The sequence below is a fragment of the Novosphingobium sp. BL-S-32 genome, from assembly GCF_056857055.1.
Map to the genome: position 1 here is coordinate 343,438 of NZ_CM166476.1, position 14,293 is coordinate 357,730.

Consider the following 14,293-nt stretch of genomic DNA (forward strand, 5'->3'; position numbering starts at 1 on the left):
GGGAAATCCATAAAATCGGGAGAGGGTATATGGCGAATGAGATGCCGAAATCGACGGATTTCACCGGTCTCACGCAAAAGGTCATCGCCTATAGCGAAGCCTTCGCGGGCATCGTCGAGAAAGCGAAGTCCGGGCCGCTGGAAGCCTCGGACTGGGCCGGGATCGAGGCGCTCGTCAATGTCGACGCCTATGAACGCATGGGCGTGTTTCTGGGCCCTCAGGCCGAAGTGATCGATTGGCCGAAGTACAAGTTCTATATCTCGCAATATGCGGCGGGCAGCTCCTGGGAAGGAACTTTGCGCCATGTCACCGAACAGGCGAACCGGGTGATCCTGGAACTGGAGGAGCGCAATTCGCGTGACGGGGTAACGGACGTGTCGAACACGGTGACGATTTACGAATTCGATGACGCGCAGAAGCTTCGCCATCTGGATGTCTATGTGATGCCGCTTGGAAAGCGCTGAATTCTCCGATCAGCCCGCGATGCCCCGGAATTCCGGCGATGGGGCATCTGCGTTCGTACGCTCATAATATCGCAGGAAATCGGCGGCCGGGAGCGCCTGCGAATAGAGCCAGCCTTGCGCGAATTCGACACCGGCGCTGCGGAGGTAGGCCTCCTGTTCCCGCGTCTCCACACCTTCCGCGATGATCTTGAAGTTCAGGCCGTGAGCCATATCGATGATGTGCGGGATGACGGCGCTGGTGGCAGCGGATTTTCCGATTGCCCGGATGAAAGACTTGTCCACCTTCAGGGCATCAAGCGGGAGCAGTTCCAGCAACGAGAGGCTGGAATAGCCCGTGCCGAAGTCATCGATCGCAACCGGATGCCCCTGCGCCCTAGCGGTCTCCAGTGTCGCGCGCGCAGCAGCCGCATTCATGAAGCCGCGCTCGGTTGCCTCCAGCCAGATCTGCTCGGGCGCGACGTTCGTGCGGGCAAGGGCCGTCGTCAGGATCGGAAGGAAACGCCCGCTCTGCATGTCGGCCGAAGAAATGTTGATGGCGATATGAACGTTGCGCTTGCGACGCAGCATTTCCGCCAGATCCTCCACGACACAAGCGATCATGAGGTCGGTGAGCGGTTCGATCAGGTCGTTGCGTTCCGCAAGCGGTATAAAAAGGTCCGGCAGCACGCACGATCCGTCCGCCCGCTCCCACCGTAGCAGCGCTTCGGCACCGACGCAGAGACCTGTCGAAAGCTCGATGATCGGCTGGTAGCAGACCCGGAATTCGCGCCGCTTGATGGCGATCGCAATCTCACGCTCCAGCGAAAGCCGTTGGCGTGACAGCCATACCACAAGGCACACGAGAAGCGCGGAAACCGCCAGACCTATCGGGACCAGCAGCCACAGTTCCCGATCTACGCGCGTTTCGACGAGCGAGTGGTCGGTGATCGCAAAGGCGCGGAAATTCCTGTCCTGGCTTGAAGCATAGACAAGCGCTCCCGATCGGCCGAAACCGCCGGTTCGCGCGATCCGGTGCGCCAGAGGCAGACCCGCGGTGCCGTTGATCGCTACCAGCTTTCCGTCCAGCGTGGCGATCCCCAGCGTCATGGCCGTGTCCGTCAGGACATCGACAAGCCGCTCAGGCCGCATCAGGACATTGTAGTCGCCGTGGGCGAGCACCAGAGTGGGAGCGCCACCCGTGATTTTCGGCCTCACGTTGAGGAAGAGGCCGAAGCCATCGGGCAACATGGCATCGGGCGTGCCCTTCGCGATGTCCTTCGTCACCATGCCCCAGCTTGTGCAGGCAAGCTTGCCGTCGATGAAGTATCCGACTTCGTCAACCGTACGGGTGTCTACGGTGACCTGACGCATGCGCACGATGTGGTCGGGCGAACACCCCCTCCAGTTCTCCGCCTCAAGCTTGCGGAAGGCCGCTTTCGTATAGGCCAGTTGCCGACCGGCCCGCATGAGCGTCCAATTGCTGTATTCGAGGCGATGCTCCTGCTCGGCCGCGCTGGCCCGATATCGCGCATAGGCCGCAATTCCGGCCAGCGGCACCACGGCCGCCAGCACAGCGAGGAAACCAGCGAAAAATACGACCCGTCGGCGATACATGAGCAGCGAGATGTCCAGCAATTCAGCACATTATATGTGCGATTGTGCGCACAGTGCATGAATTGCCCGCTCAAAGTGACATCCGCGACCGAAAATGAGGCTGATTGACGCGGCATCGCCTGACCGAAGCCGGTCAGCCCGATGGGAGAGGCCCGACCGCAAGTTCCGTCCATTTCTCCTCGGACGCGGAATTGGCGATCACGCTTTCGACGAAAGCCATGGTCCTGAGCCCCGCCTCGATCGATGGGAACCAGTCATCCACCCCCGGCACTGCCGCGCTGTTCGATATTCGGGCGGCGAAAGCGCAGTAGAGGTTGGCGAACGCTTCGATATAGCCCTCGGGATGTCCGGCGGGTGTGCGCAACCGGAGGAGGGTGGATTCCGCCAGACCCGGCCCGCCGGCCCGAAGCGTTTCGGCCGGGCGGTCCAGCCAGCGCAAGGTCAGCGTATTGGGCTCCATCTGCGCCCATTCCAGACCGCCGCGTTCGCCGTGAATGCGCAGTTTCAGGCCGTTCTCGTCCCCCGCCGCGACTTGCGTTGCCTTCAGCGTTCCGCGCGCGCCGCCGTCCAGACGAAGCAGGACACTAACATCGTCGTCCAGCCGCCGTTCCGGAACGTGAGTCGTCAGGTCCGCGCAGAGTTCCCGGACATGCAGGCCCGAGACATGTTCCGCCAGATGGAAGGCGTGGGTGCCGATATCGCCAAGGCATCCACCCAATCCGGCGCGGGCGGGGTCCGTGCGCCACTCCGCCTGCTTGTTGCCTTCCCTGTCGATCGCCTGACTGAGCCAGCCCTGCGAATATTCGACCTGCACCAGCCGGATCTTGCCGAAGTCTCCCCGCGCCACGCGCAGGCGTGCTTCTTCCACCAAGGGATAGCCGCTATAGGTAAAGGCCAGGCCAAAATGACGGCCTGATCGCGCCGCCGCCTGCGCGATCAGGCGGGACTCTTCCAGATCGAGCGCCATCGGCTTTTCGCAAAACACGTGAAACCCTGCGTCCAGCGCGGCGATCGCCATGGGGGCGTGAAGATGGTTCGGCGTCACGATGGATATGGCGTCGACGCGTTCCCCGACCGGCAAAGCAGATTCCGCTGCAAGCAATGCGTCGAGCGAGTCATATGTCCGGGCAGGTTCGATCCCCAGCGTTTCGCCGGAGCGACGATTGCGCTCGGGATCGCTGCTGAACGTGCCGGCGACAAGCCGCCAGCGTCCGTCGAGTGCGGCTGCCGCGCGGTGGATAGCACCGATAAAAGCGCCTTCTCCGCCTCCGGCCATGGCCAGACGCAAGGTCCGTGTGCTCACCTCTCTCCTCCTTTTTTCGCTTTGTCCCAGCCCCATAATTCTGGCCTTGATCTGATATGATTTACCGGTAAACGTTAGGCAACAATAAATAAGACGGAGAGTCGAGGATGCGCATGACAGCAAACCTCAGCCTGACACCGGTTGCCGCAGTCGCGGCGATGCTGTTTGCCGCGCCGGTCATGGCCCAAACAGCGCCTTCGGCCTTTAACGCGTGCCGTGCCTGCCACAGCGTGGAGAGCGACGGAAAGAGCGGCATTGGCCCAAATCTGCATGGTGTCGTGGGTCGTCCGGCGGCATCGCTTCCCGGCTTCGGCTATTCGCCGGCTCTCCGGGGTTCCAAACTGCGTTGGGACGATCAGAGCCTGGATGATTTTCTGACCGCGCCGTCGAAGAAGGTTCCCGGTACGCGCATGCCGATTTCCACGCCGGATCCAGCCAAGCGCGCGGCGATCATCGCCTATCTCAAAAGCCTGAAGTGAAGGCGCGACAGGCCATGCGCAGTCCCGCGATCTTCCTGGCCCAGTTCATGAGCGACACGGCGCCGTTCGACACACTGGACAACGCCGCACGCTGGATGGCGCAGGCCGGTTACAAGGGCATTCAGGTGCCCAGTAACGATCCGCGCTGCATGGATCTGGCGCTGGCGGCGGAAAGCCAGGACTATTGCGACGAACTGGCCGGGCGTTGCCGCGAGGCGGGCGTCGAGATTTCCGAACTGTCGACCCATTTGCAGGGGCAGTTGGTAGCGGTTCACCCCGCTTACGATGCGGCGTTCGACAATTTTGCGCCTCCCGAATTGCGCGGCAAACCCGCCGAACGGCAGGCATGGGCGGTCGATCAACTGAAACTGGCGGCCAAGGCAAGCCGGCGACTGGGGCTGACCGCGCACGCGACCTTTTCGGGCGCTCTGGCGTGGCCGTACTTCTACCCTTGGCCGCAGCGGCCTGCCGGTCTGGTGGAAGAGGCCTTCACAGAACTGGGGCGCCGGTGGCGGCCTATTCTGGATGCGTTCGACGAGCAGGGCATCGATCTCTGCTACGAATTGCATCCAGGCGAGGATCTGCATGACGGCCTGACGTTCGAACGCTTTCTCGACGCGGTAGGCGGCCATTCGCGCGCCAATATTCTCTATGATCCAAGCCACTTCGTGCTTCAGGCGATGGACTATCTCCAGTTCATCGACATCTATCATGACCGCATCAAGATGTTCCATGTGAAGGATGCGGAGTTCAATCCCACCGGGCGGGCGGGCGTCTATGGCGGTTACGCCGACTGGATCGACCGGCCGGGCCGCTTCCGTTCGTTGGGTGATGGCCAGATCGACTTCACCGGCATTTTCTCGCGCCTGACGCAGTATGGCTATGACGGCTGGGCGGTGCTGGAATGGGAATGCTGCCTGAAGCATCCTGAGGACGGCGCGCGCGAAGGTGCGCCCTTCATTGCGGCACACATGATCCGCCGGCCGGAACGGGCCTTCGACGATTTTGCAGGCGGCGGTGACCCCGCCAACAACAAGCGCTGGTTGGGACTAACCTGACGGCAAAGCAGACTCGACCCCGATAAAAAACATTGAACGGGGCACTGGGCAGAGGAACGGGGCATGACGGGCGTAAACCGGCAGAGGCTGTTTTGGCTGAGCGTTCTGGCGCTCTTCACGGCATCGATGAGCGCATCCTTGCGCGCGGCAGTGGCGAGCAGCCTGAAGGCGCAATGGATCGATCCCATCGCGCCGATCGCTGCGGGCGAATTGATCGGCGCGGCTCTGGGCGCGGCTTTTCTGGGTTTTGCGATCACGGTCTTCGTCGTCAGCGCGCTGCTCGATCGGGTGGGTATCCGCCGAATATTGATCGGCTGCGGCGTCGCTTTCCTGATTGGCACGACGCTGATCGTGGGGGCAGGGGCCTTCGCCACCGGCATGGCCGTCTATCATCTGGTGTGGCTGGGCATGCTGCTGAGCGGCATCGGCTGGGGCTTTGCCGAAGCGTCGATCAACCCGCTCACCGCGCGTCTCTATCCCGAGGACACCACGCATCGCCTGAATGTGCTCCACGCATGGTATCCCGGGGGGCTGATCGTCGGCGGCCTTGCGGGCGTATTCCTGGCGCCGCTGCTGCCGTGGCAGGCGATCATGGCACTGGTGTTCCTGCCCGCCGTCTGCGTCATCGTGATCGCGGCGACCACCCGGTTTCCCGAACCACCCAAAATGGCGGGTGAGCGGGCCATGAAGGACATGATGCTGGAAGTGGTGCGCCGCCCCAGCTTCTTCGTCTGGTTCGGCGCCATGTTCCTTACCGCATCCTCGGAACTGGCACCGGGTCAGTGGATCGATGTTGCACTCAGCAATCGCGTCGGCATGCGCGGCATATTGCTGCTGGTCTATGTCAGCGCGCTGATGTTCGTCTTCCGCCATTTCGCCGGGCGGATTGCCGGCCGCCTGTCCAATCCGGGGCTGCTCTGGGTTTCGAGCCTGCTTGCCGCGATCGGCCTGTTCCTGCTGTCGCAGGCCCAGTCGCCCGTTTCCGCGATCCTTGCATCGACCGTCTGGGGCCTCGGCGTCTGCGCCATGTGGCCGACGATGCTGGCCTCCGTCGCCGAACGCTATCCGCGCGGGGACTCCTGGGCGTTGGGACTGGTCGGTTCGGCCGGCGCTCTGGCAAGCTTCTTTGTTCTGCCTCGCCTCGGTGAAATGTTCGATCAGGCGAAAGTCGAGATTGCGGGCGGTCCGGAAGCCTTCACGCAGCTGAGCGGTTCCGCGCTGCACGCCGTGGAAGATGCCGCCGCCTCCCAATCCTTCGCGCGGCTGACGTTCGTTCCCTTGACCCTGCTCTTCGTGTTCGGCGCGATCTGGCTGACCGAACGACGCGCCAGCCGCCGCGCCGCGCGCGTTATGGAGGGCGTGGCATGAGCCTTTCCAGACGCGCGGTGATCGCCACCGGACTTGCTGCTGCGGCAACTCCGGCCCTGTCGATCAGCACGGACAAGGGCGCAGGCGGATCGAATGCCGCGCATTTCTCGCTCGGCTACGCGCCTCATGAAGGCAGTTTCGCCAGCCGGGGCGGTCTGCTGGAACAGATCGCTTACGCGGCCGACCAGGGGTTTCGCGGCTGGGAGGATAACGAGGCACGCAAGCGCCCGGTCGAACAGCAGGAAGCCATGGCCCGCGCGCTTGCCCAGCGTGGCATGACCATGGGCGTCTTCGTTGCCAGCATGCCGAAATGGGCGGATTTCCGGCCGGTTCTGGGCAGCAACGACGATGCCGAGCGGGGTGCGTTTCTGGAGGATATCCGTACCTCCATCGATGTGGCCAAGCGCCTCAATGCCAAGCACATGACCGTCGTTACCGGCTTCATGGACCGCAAGGTACCGGTGGAGATCCAGACCGGGCGGATCATCGATTGCATGCGGCGCGCCGGAGACATTGTCGCGCCGCATGGATTGGCGCTGGTGATGGAGCCGCTCAATACGCGCACTAACCATCCCGGCGTCTTCATGCAGTCGATCGCGCAGGGCTATGCCATCGCGCGCGGCGCCAATAGCCCGGGCATCAAGGTGCTGGCGGACCTCTATCACGAACAGATTCAGTCCGGGAACCTGATCCCGACGCTCGACGCCTGCTGGGGGGAGATCGGCTACATCCAGTTCGGCGACAACCCCGGACGCAAGGAGCCGGGCACCGGCGAGATCAACTTCGCCAATATTGCCCGCTGGCTGCGCGGGCGCGGTTATGCCGGCGTGATCGGCATGGAGCACGGAAATTCGCTGGACGGGCGGGCAGGCGAGGATCGGCTGATCGCCGCCTATCGCGCCATCGACAAGGCATGAAGGGGGCGCGAGGATGAAGGGCATCCACATCGGCATGGTAACGGCGGCTTGCGTGATGGCCGGCACGCTTGCCCACGCTGAGGATAGGCCGGGCTTCAGGGACACACAGATCCTCCCCGGCGGCAAATGGCACGTCCATGATCCCGATCGCCCGGCGCCGGCCGTTGTCACGCCTGCCGCGACACCCGGCGGTGCGCCGTCCGACGCCATCGTCCTGTTTGACGGTACATCGCTGGACGCATGGCACGGCGAGCGCGGTCCGTGGCTGCTGGAACAGGGCGCGATGACGATCCCGTCCCGCGCCCAAAGCGGCGGTGAGAACAATCTGATCTCGAAGCAGGAGTTCGGCGATGTTCAGCTCCATCTCGAGTTCCGCTCGCCCAATCCGCCGCAGAAAAGCTCTCAGGATCGCGGCAACAGCGGCATCTGGTTCATGCAGCGCTACGAGGTTCAGATCCTCGATAGCTACCAGAACGCCACTTATGCCGATGGAACCGTCGGCGCGGTCTACGGGTGGAAACCCCCGCTGGTAAATCCGTCCCGGCCGCCGGGGGAATGGCAAAGCTACGACATCGTCTTCGAACGCCCGCACTTCGCCCCGGACGGCAGTCTTGCGCGCCCGGCTTATGTCACGGTGCTGCTGAACGGCGTGCTGGTGCAGAACCATCAGGCCATGCTCGGCACCACCATCTGGCGCAAAGTCGCGCAGTATGAGGCGCATGGCGACAAGGCGCCGATCCAGTTGCAGGACCACAACTCGCCGGTGTCCTTCCGTAACATCTGGGTTCGTCCCTTGCCGGAAGATGCCATCGCGCAAGATCTGAAAGGGGCCACACGATAATGGACCGCAGAGACGCACTAGCCGGCATGGTCGCCATGTTCGGTGCCCAGATTTTCGCCCCGCTGGCCCGGGCGGCAGGGGTCACGCCCGGCGCCGGAATGCCGGTGATAGACCAGGGCGCGCCCAGTGTTCAGGTCTTTACACCCGATCAGCGTGCCTTGATGTCGGCCCTGAGCGAACGCGTCATGCCGACGACCGACACCCCCGGCGCCATCACCGCTGGCGTGCCCGCCTATATCGAAAAGCTGCTCGCGGACTGGGCCGTTGCGGAAGACCGCGAGCCAATCCTGTCCGGTCTCGCCGAAATCGATGCCCGCAGCCGGCAGGACTATGGACTGCCCGCCGTTCAGGCCAAGCCCGATCAGCAGGATGCGCTGCTGACTCTCACCATGAACGACGCGCTTCCGGGCGGCGCGGAGTTCTTCAAGGCGTTCAGACAGATGGTGATCGTCGGCTATTACACGTCCGAAATCGGCATCACGCAGGAGCGCGAATATCTGCCGGTACCCAGCGAATACAACGGCGCCTTTCCCTATTCTCAGGTCAACAAGGTCTATTCCGCATGATCATGAATCGTCGTTCCGTGATGTTGGGCGCCGGCGGCCTTGCCGTGCTCGCCAGCCAGCCTTTTCTTGCCGGTCTCGCCCGCGCCGCGCAGCTTTCGAAAATCGGATTGCAACTCTACACTGTGCGCGAAATCTTCGCTGCCGATCCGGTTGGAACGCTCGAACAGGTCGCCAAGGTCGGATATCGCGAAGTCGAATATGGCGGTGGCGGCTATGACACCATGGATCATGCCCTACTGCGCAAGACCATGGACCGGCTGGGCCTGAAGAGCCCGTCCATCCATGTCGGCTATGACGCGCTGCTGGACAATTTCGACGCCAGCATCACCATGGCCAGGACTTTGGGCGCGCAAACGATCGTCCTGCCCTACATGGTCGACAAGCACCGCAATGGCCCCGCATGGGATGCAGCGATTGCCAACATCAACCGCATTGGCGAAAAGCTGAAGGCGGCCGGCCTGGGCTTCGCCTACCACAATCACGACTTCGAATTCACGGTCAAACCGGACGGCGTCAGCCTCTACGAGCGATTGATCAAGGGCACCAATCCCGCGCTGCTGAAGTTCGAGCTGGACCTCTACTGGGCCATCTATGCCGGGCAGGATCCTCACGCACTGATCCGCAGCTTGCCGGGCCGCATCTATGCCTATCACGTGAAGGACATGCGCGCCGACCGCAGCATGGCGGCCGTTGGCGCCGGCACGATCGACTTCGCCAGCATCTTCAAGCTGAACCAGCTTGCCGGCGTGCAGCATTTCTATGTCGAAAACGATCAGGCGCCCGCGCCCTTCATCCCCGACATCACGAAAAGCTTCCAGACGCTGAGCGCGCTGCGCTTCTGACCGGGAGAGGATCATCATGGCTTCTACGGACAGGTTCGATGCGATCGTCATCGGTTCAGGCGTAAGCGGCGGTTGGGCCGCGAAGGAACTGACGGAAAAGGGGCTGCGCGTACTGATGCTCGACCGGGGCCACATGGTCGAGCATGGCGAGGACTACACGTACGACGGCAAGCCCGCTTATGAAGTCCCCGCGCGCAACATCATGCCCGACGGCCTCCGTGAGAGCGACTATTTCATCGCCCAGCACGGCTATGTCACGCCCAGCAATCAGGCCTTCTACAATAACGACCGGCTCAATCCCTACGATTACGGCGAAGGCAGCAAGTTCTACTGGATCCGCCCCTCCGCGGTCGGCGGCAAGTCGCTGATCTGGGGGCGGTGGTGTTTCCGCTGGAGCCCCGCCGATTTCGAAGCGAACAAGCGCGAGGGTATCGGGGGAGACTGGCCGATCCGTTACGAAGACCTCGCGCCGTGGTACAGCTATGTAGAGAAATACATCGGCGTGTCCGGATCGCGCGAAAATCTCGACTATCTGCCGGATAGCGAATTCCAACCGCCGATGCCGATGAACATCGCCGAAAAATGGATGAAGCAGCGGCTGGAGGCAGAATTCCCCGGCCGCAAGATGATCAATGCCCGCCTGTCCAACATGACCGAGGACAAGCCCGAGCAGAACCGCACCAAGTGCCAGTTCCGCAACCAGTGCAGCAATGGCTGCTCCTTCGGCGCCTATTTTTCGACGCAGTCGGTCACTTTGCCCGCCGCGCGCGCAACGGGGCGGCTGACGCTGCGATCGGATGCCGTCGTCACCAATCTTGAATACGACCCCGCGACCAGGAAGGTCACGGGCGTCCGTTTCGTCGATGCCAAGACCGGTCAGGCCGAAGTGGTTAGCGCACGGGTCGTCTTCCTGAATGCCTCGACGCTTGGCTCGGTGCAGATCCTCATGAACTCGCGCCCGCAAGGGAGCCAGCGCAGCCATTTCGATACGAGCGGCACGCTGGGTCGCTATGTGATGGACCATATCTTCCGCGTCGGCGTGAAGGGCGACATCCCCGGAATGGAAGAATTCATCGAATATGGCCGCCGCCCCGGCGGCATCTATGTCCCGCGCTTCCGCAATATCGGCAAGGACGAGGATCTGGGGTTCCGGCGCGGCTATGGCTATCAGGGCGCCGCCTACCGGGAGCCGGCCAAACCTGTGGGCTTCGGCGCCTCGATGAAGGAAGGGATGCGCCGCTATGGCGGTTGGAAATTCCAGATGGGCGCATTCGGCGAATGCCTGCCGTACGAGGATAATCACGTCGCGCTGAACCCGAACAAGACCGACCGCTTCGGCATTCCGCTGATGCAGTTCAACGTCAGGTTCCGCGACAATGAATTGCGGATGATGGCGGACGCCCGCGAACAGGGCGAAAAGATGCTGCGCGCGGCTGGGCTGAAGAACGTCCAAAGCAGCGTGAAGGAACATGTGCCGGGTGACGCCATCCACGAAATGGGTGGTGCCCGCATGGGCGCCGATACTCACGCGTCGGTGCTGAACAAGTGGAGTCAGGCGCACGATGCCTCCAACCTGTTCGTCACGGACGGAGCGCAGATGGCCTCCATTTCCTGCGTCAATCCCTCGCTGACCTTCATGGCCCTGACCGCGCGCGCCGTCGATCACGCCGTGGAAGCGATGAAAGCGGGCACGATCTGATCTCTAGGCTGAACCGCCGTTTCCAGCGCTATGAAGGCGCTGGAAACACGCTATCAGAACCTATGGAGACGGGGACCTGATGGCGAGACGAAACGAAAATGGCGTAACGATCCGCGCGGTTGCGCAGCGGGCCGGAGTGTCGGCCATGACCGTATCGAATGTCATCAACGGGGCGGGCAGGGCCAGCGCGGCCACCGTGGCGACCGTACAGGCCGCGATTGTGGAACTGGGCTATGTCCCCAATCTGGCCGCACGGCGCCTCGCCAAGGCGCGGGCGACGACGGTTGGCCTTCTTTACAGCAACCGACGGACGCCTTTTCTAGATGCCGTACTGGTGGGAACGCTGCGCGCGACCAACGCGCATGGCCTCCAACTGATCCTGCGCGACGGGGACGGCGACACGCGCGAAGAAGCCGAACGCATGGCCCAGGATCTCGTGCGGTCCGGCGCCGATGCCTTGCTGCTCATCCCGCCCTTTGCCGAACAGCTCGGCGGATCGGGCATTCTTTCCGCATTGGGCGTCCCGCTAGCAGCCATCGCGACCGGCACCGCGATGCCCTATATCACGACGGTCAGGATCGACAACCGCGCCGCCATGCAGTCCATCACCCGGCAGGTCATTGCCAGCGGCCACCAGCGTATCGCCTATGTCGCCGGCCCGGATCCCTACAGCGTGGTGGCGGCGCGGCTAGGCGGCTTCCGGGCGGCTTTGCACGAGGCCGGTCTGTCCGAAGAGGCCGACCTGATCGTGCAGCACGGCGAGTTCGATTACGCATCGGGCATGGCGGCCGCGCAGACGCTTCTGTCTCGACAGGACCGGCCGACCGCAATCATTTGCAGCAGCGACGATCTGGCGGCAGGCGTAGTCGCGCAGGCCAATCACATGGGACTGCAATTGCCCGGAGATCTGACCGTCACGGGCTTCGACGACACTATTCTGGCATCGCGCATCTGGCCGCCGCTGACGGTGGTGCGGCAACCGGTCGAGGATATGGCCTTTCGCGCCACCCAGTGCCTGATCGCCGCGCTCGGCAAGGCAGAGGTCGGTGTGAGCGACGAAATTTTCGATCACGACATCGTCCAGCGCGCATCCATCGCGCGCGTGCCTCAGCAATGATCTTCCTTGGAAACGCGCAGAAAGGAAACGGCGGCAATGACAGCATCGAATGACGCGCTCAGCGCCGCCTCCTCGGTCAAGGCGGCAACATCCCTTGCCGGCACGAAGCTGGTGCATCACGTGTTTTTCTGGCTGAAGCAGCCCGGATCGCAAGCGGACCGCGGCGAACTCATTGCCGGTCTTCGTAAGTTGCAGGGCATTCCGGTCATCCGCCGGTTGGAAATCGGCGTTCCAGCGAGCACTGAAAAACGCGAGGTCGTGGATTCAAGCTTCGACGTGTCGGAACTGATGTATTTCGAGAGCGCGGAAGATCAGAAAACCTATCAGGATCACCCGATCCATCAGGCCTTCGTCAAATCCTGCGAACATCTATGGGAGAAGGTGGTCGTCTATGACATGACCATTATTCCGGAGCCTGTGTCCGTCTAATCGCAAAAGCCCGGCAATCCGCAGTCGCAAGGCGAAAGTCGTCCTGCTGGCGCTTACGGACGAACTTTCGCCAAACCCATAGCGATTGAAAAACGTCAGGCCGGCTTCCCGCTCACCCGCTGACGTTCTTTTGCAAGAGCACATCGATCATGACCTGCCAGGCGTCGTGCATATCGCCGTGGTCGATGGCGTGACGGCGCTCCTGTCCAATCAGTTTCTCGCCCGCAGCGGTCATGGCCGGCGAGGGAACGCGGATCGCCGAAATAACCGCCAACGCATTTTGCCTCAGCACCTCCTGATCTTCGGGAGTGAGGCCATTCCATTCATCGGAACCATGTTCAGCCTTCGCCAGTGCCCGCGCAGCTCTATCGATCAGCGGCATCAAGTTCTCTCCCTCTTGATAGGTGGCGACAGGCTATCACCTTGCGGCGAGCGACGCACCTCTCTGAATTCAATCCCGCAGCGTGAGAGATGATCCAGCGCATGGTAACTGCCAATAAACCAATGTGTGCCAAAAAATTCGCGGTGTTCAGCACATCAATCTGACGACAACAGGGATCGGTCATTCAGTGCAGACGCGATATCATTATGGATCTCTGGATGGCCTTCGCGGCGTCGTCGCAATTGTGGTGATGTGTATGCACGGCTGGCGCCTGTTTGGCAGCGTACTGGTTCCACGCGGTTTCCTGGGCGTCGATTTCTTTTTCCTGTTGAGCGGTTTCGTCATGGCCCACTCGTATCAGGAGCGCTTGCGCGGAGGCATGAGCCTGCGGGCGTTCGCCTTGGCGCGGATCGTACGCCTCTATCCGATGATTCTGCTTGGCACGGTCTTGGGCACAATCGCGCTTGTCGCGACGGTCAACATCGGATGGCCTGAACTGATTAGAGCCGTGATTTTGCAGCTCTTCTTGCTACCAGCAAAGTTCGTGTCGAACGGACGCGCCAACATCTGGATAATAGATCCGCCCACTTGGTCTCTATTTTTCGAAACACTAGCGAATATATCGTTCGCCGCCATCTTGGTAAGATGTGAAAATGGTACATGGGCGCGAATTTCGCTAGTCTCCTTCACCTATCTCTACCTCATCATCATTTCAACATCGACGCTCGAGATAGGCTATTCATCATGCGACATCCTGGCAGGTGCACCGCGTACCCTGCTGCCGTTCTCCATTGGCATTCTGATTTGGCGACTCAAACAGACGCGCAGACTCCCGTGTATCCTGCCTGGCTTACATTTAGGGGCTGTGGCACTTGCTCTTACAGCGTGCTTCGCCATTCCCGGTAAATCCGGCGTAGTTGACCTGCTAATCGTAACCTTGGCATTTCCTGCGATCTTGATCGTAGCCCTGACGGCAAGGTATTCATCCCCCAACTGGGCGAGGATAGGACGGTTGTCTTATCCACTCTACATGACGCACTACCCGCTTCTTATCATAGCCAGTTCAGTTCAACCTGCTGCCCTTGACCTTGGCGCACGTCTGCTTTGGCTTGTCGCCTTTGTGATCGCTTCCCTAACGGTGGGCTGGATCGCGACGGTAGCATTCGATGAGCCGGTCAGGCATTGGCTAAGCGCTCGCAGAACGGAACGTATCAGCCTCGCCCCGGCTCATTGAA

At 61.9% G+C, this 14,293-nt stretch carries 15 protein-coding genes; 12 read left to right on the top strand and 3 right to left on the bottom strand.

All coding sequences use genetic code 11. The features are described 5' to 3' along the window. Positions 1 to 29: 29 nt before the first annotated feature. Positions 30 to 464, top strand: coding sequence for a hypothetical protein (locus AC1VVK_RS01695; protein ID WP_482904114.1), 435 nt, complete (start codon positions 30 to 32; stop codon positions 462 to 464). 9 nt (positions 465 to 473) lie between these two features. Here AC1VVK_RS01695 and AC1VVK_RS01700 read toward each other — a convergent pair whose 3' ends face one another. Then, entirely contained in the window at positions 474 to 2,057 is a 1,584-nt protein-coding gene (locus AC1VVK_RS01700) for an EAL domain-containing protein (RefSeq protein WP_482904115.1), read from the bottom strand. Positions 2,058 to 2,190: 133 nt separating this feature from the next. Continuing rightward, positions 2,191 to 3,360 (bottom strand): Gfo/Idh/MocA family protein, encoded by a 1,170-nt coding sequence (locus AC1VVK_RS01705; protein ID WP_482904116.1) that lies wholly within the window; start codon positions 3,358 to 3,360, stop codon positions 2,191 to 2,193. Between the two features lie 107 nt (positions 3,361 to 3,467). On the opposite strand from AC1VVK_RS01705, the gene AC1VVK_RS01710 reads away from it, so the two are divergent. From AC1VVK_RS01710 to AC1VVK_RS01755, 10 genes are all read left to right on the top strand, one after another. Further along, complete coding sequence (locus tag AC1VVK_RS01710; RefSeq protein WP_482904117.1) at positions 3,468 to 3,839, top strand: c-type cytochrome; 372 nt, start codon at positions 3,468 to 3,470, stop codon at positions 3,837 to 3,839. Between the two features lie 14 nt (positions 3,840 to 3,853). Next, positions 3,854 to 4,897, top strand: a complete 1,044-nt coding sequence (locus tag AC1VVK_RS01715) for a sugar phosphate isomerase/epimerase family protein (protein WP_482905095.1) — start codon at positions 3,854 to 3,856, stop codon at positions 4,895 to 4,897. A gap of 63 nt (positions 4,898 to 4,960) precedes the next feature. Beyond that, positions 4,961 to 6,265, top strand: coding sequence for an MFS transporter (locus AC1VVK_RS01720; RefSeq protein ID WP_482904118.1), 1,305 nt, complete (start codon positions 4,961 to 4,963; stop codon positions 6,263 to 6,265). Continuing rightward, entirely contained in the window at positions 6,262 to 7,182 is a 921-nt protein-coding gene (locus AC1VVK_RS01725) for a hydroxypyruvate isomerase family protein (protein ID WP_482904119.1), read from the top strand. The genes AC1VVK_RS01720 and AC1VVK_RS01725 overlap by 4 nt, the downstream gene beginning before the upstream one ends. 13 nt (positions 7,183 to 7,195) lie before the next feature. Continuing rightward, positions 7,196 to 8,023 carry a 3-keto-disaccharide hydrolase gene (locus AC1VVK_RS01730; RefSeq protein WP_482904120.1) on the top strand — a complete coding sequence of 276 codons (828 nt, stop codon included), beginning with the start codon at positions 7,196 to 7,198 and terminating at the stop codon, positions 8,021 to 8,023. Next, a complete protein-coding gene (locus AC1VVK_RS01735) occupies positions 8,020 to 8,589 on the top strand; it encodes a gluconate 2-dehydrogenase subunit 3 family protein (protein WP_482905096.1) in 570 nt (189 codons plus the stop codon). Before AC1VVK_RS01730 ends, AC1VVK_RS01735 begins: the two co-directional genes overlap by 4 nt. Before the next feature lie 2 nt (positions 8,590 to 8,591). Next, positions 8,592 to 9,431, top strand: a complete 840-nt coding sequence (locus AC1VVK_RS01740) for a sugar phosphate isomerase/epimerase family protein (protein ID WP_482904121.1) — start codon at positions 8,592 to 8,594, stop codon at positions 9,429 to 9,431. A gap of 16 nt (positions 9,432 to 9,447) precedes the next feature. Then, on the top strand, positions 9,448 to 11,130 hold the full coding sequence (locus AC1VVK_RS01745) for a GMC oxidoreductase (RefSeq protein WP_482904122.1): 1,683 nt from the start codon (positions 9,448 to 9,450) through the stop codon (positions 11,128 to 11,130). Positions 11,131 to 11,209: 79 nt separating this feature from the next. After that, positions 11,210 to 12,247: a LacI family DNA-binding transcriptional regulator gene (locus tag AC1VVK_RS01750; protein ID WP_482904123.1), complete on the top strand. Its 1,038-nt coding sequence runs from the start codon at positions 11,210 to 11,212 to the stop codon at positions 12,245 to 12,247. A gap of 36 nt (positions 12,248 to 12,283) precedes the next feature. Next, a complete protein-coding gene (locus AC1VVK_RS01755) occupies positions 12,284 to 12,676 on the top strand; it encodes a Dabb family protein (protein ID WP_482904124.1) in 393 nt (130 codons plus the stop codon). Positions 12,677 to 12,788: 112 nt separating this feature from the next. Here the strand turns inward: AC1VVK_RS01755 and AC1VVK_RS01760 are convergent, their stop codons facing one another. Beyond that, on the bottom strand, positions 12,789 to 13,058 hold the full coding sequence (locus AC1VVK_RS01760) for a hypothetical protein (RefSeq protein ID WP_132385379.1): 270 nt from the start codon (positions 13,056 to 13,058) through the stop codon (positions 12,789 to 12,791). 124 nt (positions 13,059 to 13,182) lie between these two features. Here AC1VVK_RS01760 and AC1VVK_RS01765 point away from each other — a divergent pair, with 124 nt between their 5' ends. Next, positions 13,183 to 14,292, top strand: a complete 1,110-nt coding sequence (locus tag AC1VVK_RS01765; protein ID WP_482904125.1) for an acyltransferase family protein — start codon at positions 13,183 to 13,185, stop codon at positions 14,290 to 14,292. The last annotated feature ends 1 nt before the right edge of the window (position 14,293 follow it).